Annotated in this window: 6 protein-coding genes; 4 read left to right on the forward strand and 2 right to left on the reverse strand. The window is 45.0% G+C overall.

Annotated elements, in window-relative coordinates; all coding sequences use genetic code 11:
• The first annotated feature begins 104 nt into the window (after positions 1-104).
• The 3 genes from LU351_RS15910 (at position 105) to erpA (ending at position 1,831) form a co-directional block, all read left to right on the forward strand.
• On the forward strand, positions 105-851 hold the full coding sequence (locus LU351_RS15910; RefSeq protein ID WP_232595077.1) for a DUF6776 family protein: 747 nt from the start codon (positions 105-107) through the stop codon (positions 849-851).
• 3 nt (positions 852-854) lie between these two features.
• Positions 855-1,358 (forward strand): bactofilin family protein, encoded by a 504-nt coding sequence (locus LU351_RS15915; RefSeq protein WP_232595078.1) that lies wholly within the window; start codon positions 855-857, stop codon positions 1,356-1,358.
• Positions 1,359-1,474: 116 nt separating this feature from the next.
• Positions 1,475-1,831: an iron-sulfur cluster insertion protein ErpA gene (gene erpA, locus LU351_RS15920; RefSeq protein ID WP_232595079.1), complete on the forward strand. Its 357-nt coding sequence runs from the start codon at positions 1,475-1,477 to the stop codon at positions 1,829-1,831.
• A gap of 81 nt (positions 1,832-1,912) precedes the next feature.
• Here the strand turns inward: erpA and LU351_RS15925 are convergent, their stop codons facing one another.
• Positions 1,913-3,028 (reverse strand): anhydro-N-acetylmuramic acid kinase, encoded by a 1,116-nt coding sequence (locus tag LU351_RS15925; RefSeq protein ID WP_232595080.1) that lies wholly within the window; start codon positions 3,026-3,028, stop codon positions 1,913-1,915.
• Between the two features lie 53 nt (positions 3,029-3,081).
• Complete coding sequence (locus LU351_RS15930; RefSeq protein ID WP_232595081.1) at positions 3,082-4,518, reverse strand: peptidoglycan DD-metalloendopeptidase family protein; 1,437 nt, start codon at positions 4,516-4,518, stop codon at positions 3,082-3,084.
• Between the two features lie 226 nt (positions 4,519-4,744).
• On the opposite strand from LU351_RS15930, the gene tyrS reads away from it, so the two are divergent.
• The gene (gene tyrS, locus LU351_RS15935) at positions 4,745-6,052 is read left to right on the forward strand and encodes a tyrosine--tRNA ligase (RefSeq protein ID WP_232595082.1); all 1,308 of its coding nucleotides are present in this window, start codon (positions 4,745-4,747) and stop codon (positions 6,050-6,052) included.
• Positions 6,053-6,206 lie beyond the last annotated feature (154 nt).

Below are 6,206 nucleotides of genomic sequence, written 5' to 3' on the forward strand. Positions count from 1 at the left end.
TGTGAGATGTTCACAGCTATATCAAAAGTTATATCAATATGTAGGTTAGAGCTAATGATGTTAAGGCTAGTTCTGTTGCGATTAATAATGATGGTAGGACCTTTATGGCAGCGGTAAAAGGCACCAAACAGCCTAAAATGGTGGTTGTGCCCTATAGGCCTGGCCGACGGTGGGCCATGGTATTTTCTTTTCTGGCATTTGGTGTTTTAACTGGTGTGGCAAGTTATCTGTGGGGCACCTATCAAACGGCGCAAACCCTACAAGGTGTTATGACTGAGCGCGATACGTTGCACGCCCAAGGTGAAGCTCTGCAAGCAGAGTTAAATTCGGTACGCCAAGAAACGGTCAACCTGCGTTTAGGATCAGAAATTGACAGAAAGGCCAGTGAGGACGTACGCGGAGAGGTCACGTCACTCAAAGAGCGCATTGCTGAATTAGAAGCAGACATCAGTTTTTACCGTGGCTTGATGGAGCCTACGGACAACAAAAAAGGCTTAGTGATTGGTCAGGTTAATGTCATTTCCACGGGCAAGCCACGAACGTATAAATACAAAGTGGTTCTACAACAGCTGACGACAAATCACAGGCTTTTGAGTGGTCAGTTACAAGTGAGTGTGGTTGGCCGTGAATCTGAATCTGGGGTCATTAAACGCATTGCGCTAAAAGAGTTGTCTCAACAAGTTGAGGCAGAGAATATTCGATTGCGATTTAAGTATTTTCAGAATGTGGAAGGTGAGTTGGTTATCCCGACGGGATTTGAGCCTGAGCGTCTTGAATTAATTGCAAAATCCACAGGCAAAAAAGGCCAAGTTGTTGAAAAGAAATTCGGCTGGTTGGTGCAGGAGAGTTGATTCATGTTTGGTAAAAAAAATTCAGAAGGTGCTGTGAGTAAATCAGGGACGACATTGATTTCAAAGAATACGGAAGTCTTGGGTGATGTGGTATTTACCGGCAACCTCATGGTGGAAGGGGTGGTCCGAGGTAATATTAATGTCCGTGACGGAAAAGAGGCGCATTTACAGCTATTGGATACCGCAGAAGTCACGGGCGAAATTAACGTGCCAACCATTGTGATTAATGGGCGAGTGCGTGGTGATGTGTATTCCAGTAAGCATATTGAATTGGCGGCTAAGGCTGTTGTGGATGGCAACGTCCATTATAATTTGATCGAAATGGTCAGAGGTTCTCAAGTGAATGGGAATTTGGTGTATGAGCCAAATGCCCAAAATGCTCCCAGCTCGAAGGGTGATGCCAATAATAAAGGCGGTATTAGTGCATCAGAGAAATCTTCCCCACAGCCTGAATCACACAGCAGTAATTCTAACGTGGTTGCTAGCACTAAGGTCGCTAAGGCGTAGTTGAGGCGTGCAGTAAGTAGAGTATTCGTTGGGGCCTTTATGCTATGCAATAAGAGTCGTAGTCCGGAAGGGGGGATAATGTTAATCTCCAATTTGATGGGTTAAGAGAGGTTGATATGTCAACGGAAGCATATGCTGTAGATGAAGCGGCAATTTTGGTGACAGAGAGCGCTGTCAGTAAAGTAAAAGAGTTGATTGAAGATGAAGGCAACGATGATTTGAAGCTGCGTGTCTTTGTAACAGGGGGTGGGTGTTCTGGTTTTCAGTACGGTTTCACCTTTGATGAGCTGGTGGGTGATGAGGACTCAGTAGTGGAATCAGGTGGTATCCGCGTTCTAGTAGATTCTCTCAGCTATCCTTTTCTGTCCGGCGCTACGGTTGATTATGAGCAGGGCTTGGCGGGTTCGAAATTCGTGATTACTAACCCAAATGCCTCCAGCACCTGTGGTTGCGGCTCATCTTTTTCTGTATAGCCTTTCGATATTGCTAATGGAGTTTGTTGCAGCGAATGTAGCAAACTCTCTTTCCTTTTTTCCTCTTTCTTTAAAAGTCAGTCATCCGTGAAAATAAATCCCGCCCAATACAACGGGTTGTGAGGCTCCGGTTGCAAAATAATCATTCCCTGGTAGCTGATGCATCGTCTGATGTGCCAACCAAGCAAATCCTACTGCTTCTACCCAGTCTGGATGAACACCGATTGCTTCGGAGGTTTTGACTGCAATTAAGGGTAAGTAGGATTGCAGACGTTCCATAAGAAAGGTGTTGCTCGCTCCGCCGCCACAAATGTAAAGAGTTTCGGCTTCTTGTTCGTGAATATTGGCGGCCGCAGATAAGGTTTGCGCAGTAAGCTCAACCAGTGTGGCTTGGGTGTCTTCAGGGGAAGGGGTGCTTTCAAGTAATTGGATGATGGCGTCCACCCAAGTGAGGTTGAACTCTTCTAGCCCAGTGCTTTTGGGATGAGGTTGATGAAAGTAGGGGTGTTTGAGGAGTGCTTCTAACAAGGAAGAGTTTACAGCGCCAGTGCGGGCCCAGTTACCGTTGTCGTCAAAAGGTAATCCTTTGTGACGTCGAATCCACCCATCCAATAAAGTGTTGCCTGGCCCAGTATCGTAGCCAATGGTTGGATCTCTTTCTGGTATAACGCTGATGTTGGCAATTCCACCAATATTGGCCACCAAGGTTGTGTGTTGTTTCTTGCCAAAAAGTGCCCTGTGAAAAGCAGGTGCAAGGGGGGCGCCTTCACCGCCTGCTGCCATATCTTTTCGGCGAAAATCTGCCACAGTGGTAATACCAGTGTGATGTGCAATAAAGCTGGGGTCGCCAATTTGAATGGTAAATGGTCCTCCATGATCTTTTGATGGGCGGTGGCGGATGGTTTGCCCATGAGAGCCAATGGCGTTGATGTGCTCAGGTTTTAGATTTTGTTTTTCGAGCAATTGTAAGCAAAGCTGTGAGAAAGTAGAGGCGACTTCTCTGTCACAGTATCCCATCAAATCCAGTTCATTCTCACAGCCTAGAGCGAGGGATTGTAATCGTGTTTTGAGCTCTGGTGGGTACTTGATGGTGAGGCTATCAATGAGGGTCGGTTTGTCGTTGTTCTCTATGGAAATCAGCGCAGCATCCACGCCGTCCATACTGGTTCCAGACATCAGTCCGATGTATAAACTCATAGGAAGGTGGCCTTAAAAATAATGCCGCATGAGGTGCGGCATTATCGTGTTGGTCAGTTGAACGTTGCATTTTTTTCGTTGGCTGCAAACTGTGTATTGCTATGGCTTTGCAGTTGCGCAATGACAGGTTGAGTTTGTTGGCTGAAGCGTACCATTTCTCTTCGTGGAATGGACGCTGCTTTAGGGAGTTTTTGAACGATGGTTCGTGGATTGCGATGCACGCCGTCTAACAAAAATTCATAGTGCAAATGCGGTGCTGTTGAATAGCCTGTTGATCCCACAGTGCCAATTTTCTGCTTTTGTTTTACTCTTTGGCCGGATTTCACTAAGCGTTTATGAAGGTGCAGATATTTTGTTTTTACATTGTTGCCATGCTGAATGACAACATAATTCCCGTTCGCTTTAGTGTAGCCAGATTTTAACACGCGGCCATCACCCGATGCCCACACTGGGGTGCCTCTCGCTGCGGCATAGTCAGTACCTCGGTGAGGGCGCACGGTTTTGAATACGGGATGTAAGCGCTTTGGATTAAAGTTCGAGCTGATTCGGCGAAAGTCCAAAGGAGCCTGAAGAAAGGCTTTTCTCATACTCTTCCCATCAGGCGTATAATAGTGAGAATCGCCATTTTCATGCGTGTAGCGTACGGCTCTAAAGTGGTCGCCTTTATTAACAAACTCTGCAGCTAAAATGGCACCATTGCTGTACTTTTCTCCGTCCAGAAAATTCTCTTCGTACAAAATTCTAAAAGTGTCGCCCTTGCGAATATCGAGAACGAAGTCGATGTCCCAGCCAAAGATATTGGCCATTTCCATAACGACATTGTCGTCTAATCCAATCTTTTTTCCTGCCAAGAAGAGGGAGGTGTCGATCTTGGCTTCCCGATAAACTCGGTGAGTTTTAAGAGTGGCTTCCTTCTTTTCGTATGTTAATTTTCCTTCTGCCCACTCAAATACGTGTGTCTCTAATCTATTTGGGCGGTATTGCAAGGCGGACAAACGGTTATCTTCAGTCAGTGAAACATCAATATGCTGCCCTGGCTTTAAACGCTTTAGTGACTTCGCTTCTTTGTGGCCTGCTAATAGTCGGTAGACATCACGATCGCTAAGGTTTGCGCGTTTAAATAAACGGGAGAGATTGTCTCCTTTTCTTACTTCTAAGCTATTCCAGTTTGGTTCTTCTTTTTGTTCTTCCCAGTTTTCGGCTTGAATAACCTTGAGTGGCTCTTCTATAGGAGCCTGAGTTCTGGTTTTGATTGGTTTTGATGTTTGGTGGGTGACTGCTAATTCGGTTTTGGGCTGTTCACTTCCCAAAGGCTTAACAGGTACAGCCAACTCTTTATGTACCATTCTTTCGGCTTCTGGCTCGCCGCCAGGCAACGCTAACAACAAGGTGCCTAATGTAGCGGTCAATGCTGCTGCAACTGCTGCATGAGTCTTGGGGAAGATTGATTGCCTTTGGTTCTTTTCTGTATGTAAATCAGAAGGTTGCATATTTTTTGTCATAAGTCGTTTAAATTTCGTGCCCAGTGCTTTGTTTATAACAGAAAAAGCCAATTGGTTCACTGTTTTGGATAAAAAAGAGTCGGTTTTTATTGTTTGTCTGAATTTTGGTGTAGTTGTTTTTGCACTGAGATCGGGTATCGTTCTCAGCCTTGTCATAAACCCCCTTAAAATTCATAAGGGTTGGGCTGTCGTAATCCCTAAAGGATAATTACCTATGAGTACAATCGATGCTGGGTTGCTTGCAGATTTACAAGCAAGAGGTTTGGTAAATCAAATGACCGGCGATGAAAAGTTAGAGCAACATTTATCTGAATCATCAATAACCTTGTATTGCGGGTTTGATCCCACAGCAGATAGTCTTCATATCGGTAGTCTCGTGCCTCTTTTGACCTTAAAGCGTTTTCAGGATGCCGGCCATAAACCCATTGCATTGGTGGGTGGAGCGACAGGCTTGATTGGTGATCCAAGTTTTAAGGCGCAAGAGCGACAACTCAATACACCTGATATCGTTTCAGGTTGGGTAGACAAGCTAAAGCAACAGGTCTCGCGTTTTATAGACTTTCAATCGGGAGAAAATTCCGCAGAAGTTGTCAATAATTTGGACTGGTGCTCAGAAATGAGTGCTTTGGATTTTCTGCGAGATGTAGGAAAGCACTTTTCTGTTAACAACATGATTAATAAAGAATCTGTTAAGCAGAGGATTGATCGAGAAGGTTCAGGTATATCGTTCACCGAATTCTCGTATATGTTATTGCAATCTTTTGATTTCGCAGAGCTGTATGCTCGTCATAACTGCACCCTTCAAATTGGTGGGTCGGATCAGTGGGGCAATATTGTAGGAGGGGTTGAACTCACCAGAAAGATGAAATCAGGACATGTGTTTGGTTTAACCCTGCCTTTGGTTACAAAATCTGATGGGACTAAGTTTGGTAAAACAGAGTCTGGAACCATTTGGCTGGATGAGTCAAAAACCTCTCCATATGCCTTTTACCAGTTTTGGTTGGGTACGGCGGACGCAGATGTCTATAAATTTTTAAAATATTTTACATTTTTGCCTGTAAATCAAATTGACGATATTCAAGCTCAGGATGAGTCCACTTCCGGACGTCCACAAGCGCAGTCTGTTTTGGCAGCTGAAGTTACAGGGCTGATCCATGGCCAAGATGGACTAGATGCCGCAAAGCGGATTACAGATTCGTTGTTTAGCGGTTCATTGGAGCAGTTGTCAGAGTCTGACTTGGAGCAATTACAGCTAGACGGTCTTCCGTTCACCTCCTTGGATGAGGTTGAGCTATCGGAGAAGCCGCTCACGACTTTGCTGTCTGAGTCTGGAATGACTAAGGCGGCTCGTGAGGTTAAAGATGCTTTAGGGCGCTCAGCCGTATTGATAAATGGGGTGGTGAAAAGCATGGAGGATAATATGAAAGCGCCAGAGTGTTTTTCTCGGGAGACGGCGTTGTTTGGGCGCTTTTATATTGTTCGATTAGGGAAAAAGAAATACCACCTTTTCGGAAGAGGTTAGCTCTTCTAAAAGAATTTTATTTTGTAATGAAAAGTGCTTGCGCTTTGAGAAGTCGATGCGTATAGTTCGCGCCCACTGAGAGGCGAGGAGTTAACGCCGGTTAAGTCAGAAAGGCTGCTTCAATAAATAATTTGGAGAGTCGAAAAAATGAAAA

Origin of the sequence: Marinibactrum halimedae, from assembly GCF_021234875.1 — a bacterium.
In the GTDB taxonomy this organism is placed as follows: Bacteria; Pseudomonadota; Gammaproteobacteria; order Pseudomonadales; family Cellvibrionaceae; genus Marinibactrum; species Marinibactrum halimedae.

Bases quoted from the DNA above. Each gene is read 5' to 3' on its own strand.
- LU351_RS15910 (WP_232595077.1), top strand. From the start codon at position 105: ATGGCAGCGGTAAAAGGCACCAAACAGCCTAAAATGGTGGTTGTGCCC.
- LU351_RS15915 (WP_232595078.1), top strand. From the start codon at position 855: ATGTTTGGTAAAAAAAATTCAGAAGGTGCTGTGAGTAAATCAGGGACG.
- erpA (WP_232595079.1), top strand. From the start codon at position 1,475: ATGTCAACGGAAGCATATGCTGTAGATGAAGCGGCAATTTTGGTGACA.
- LU351_RS15925 (WP_232595080.1), bottom strand. From the start codon at position 3,028: ATGAGTTTATACATCGGACTGATGTCTGGAACCAGTATGGACGGCGTG.
- LU351_RS15930 (WP_232595081.1), bottom strand. From the start codon at position 4,518: ATGCAACCTTCTGATTTACATACAGAAAAGAACCAAAGGCAATCAATC.
- tyrS (WP_232595082.1), top strand. From the start codon at position 4,745: ATGAGTACAATCGATGCTGGGTTGCTTGCAGATTTACAAGCAAGAGGT.